The organism is Bradyrhizobium sp. Bra64, from assembly GCF_024519875.1.
In the GTDB taxonomy this organism is placed as follows: Bacteria; Pseudomonadota; Alphaproteobacteria; order Rhizobiales; family Xanthobacteraceae; genus Bradyrhizobium; species Bradyrhizobium japonicum_G.
This window is the reverse complement of sequence record NZ_JALJRD010000033.1, coordinates 1-1,211: the sequence shown is the minus strand read 5'-3', so window position 1 is coordinate 1,211 and position 1,211 is coordinate 1. Positions and strand designations below refer to the sequence as shown.

General features: G+C 61.6%; 1 protein-coding gene. It reads right to left on the bottom strand.

Going from position 1 to position 1,211, the window contains the following annotated elements; genetic code table 11:
* Positions 1 to 1,120: IS630 family transposase (locus NR187_RS34830; RefSeq protein WP_256809522.1), on the bottom strand; the 1,120-nt coding region annotated here is incomplete at its 3' end.
* Positions 1,121 to 1,211: the final 91 nt, after the last annotated feature.

Genomic DNA, 1,211 nt, shown 5'->3' with positions numbered 1-1,211 from the left:
CTAGTGTCCTGAACCAGAAGTTCGCGACATCGGGTCGTGTTTTGCCGGAGGCATTGTATCGGCAGAAGCGTTCGATGGAAGCAAGGATGTCATCGGCGGACTTAGTCCATCGGAACGGTTTTGGATTGGCGTTGTGTAGTTCGATGAACGAGGCGATGTCCGCCCTGAGGGCGGCTACGCTGCGATAGACGCCGCGCCTGATCTTCTTATCGGTGAGGAGCGCGAAGAAGCGCTCGACCTGGTTGAGCCATGACGAACTGGTCGGGGTCAGGTGCACGTGCCAACGCGGCCGTTTAGCCAGCCATCTCCGGATCATTGGGGTCTTGTGCGTGGCGTAATTGTCCATGACGAGATGAACGTCGAGTTCACGCGGCACGGCAGCTTCGATCTCGTCGAGGAACTTGCGGAACTCAGCAGCACGGTGGCGTCCATAGCACTTGCCGATGACCCGTCCGCTCGCAATGTCGAGGGCGGCGAACAGCGATGTGGTGCCGTGCCTCGTGTAGTCATGGCTTCTTCGGGCCGGCTGGCCGGGACGCATCGGCAGCATCGGCTGACTGCGATCCAGCGCCTGGATTTGGGACTTCTCATCCACACATAGAACGATAGCGTGCTCCGGTGGCGAGACGTAGAGGCCCACAACGTCGCGCACCTTGGCCACGAAGTTTGGATCGGTCGAGAGCTTGAACGTCTCCATCCGGTGCGGCTGGAGCCCGAAGGCCCGCCAGATGCGTTGTACCGTCGACACCGATAGGCCGCTGGCCTTCGCCATGTCGCGGGAACTCCAATGAGTGGCGTTCTCGGGGCAACTCTCCAACGTCCTCACGATCACGGCTTCGATGCGAGCATCGTCAACCGTACGTGGCGCCCCGGAGCGCGGCTCGTCGTGCAGCCCGTCCATGCGCCGCTCCACAAAACGCCGCCGCCACTTGCCTACCGTTGACCGGTCCAAGCCCAGCTTGGACGCCACTTCTTTGTTCTGACCGCCTTCCGCGCAGGTCAGCACGATCCGGGCTCTCAGAGCCAGCGCCTGCGCCGTCTTCCGCCGCACCGTCAGCGACTTCAGTTCGGCACGCTCTTCATCGCTCAATGTCAGGGGCGCAAGTTGCTGGACCGCCATCAGATCCTCCGTCGCTGCTGCAGCCTCCATCCTTGGCACGGCGACGCGAATCTACTGCGAATCAACGATTGCGAACTTGTGACTCAGGACA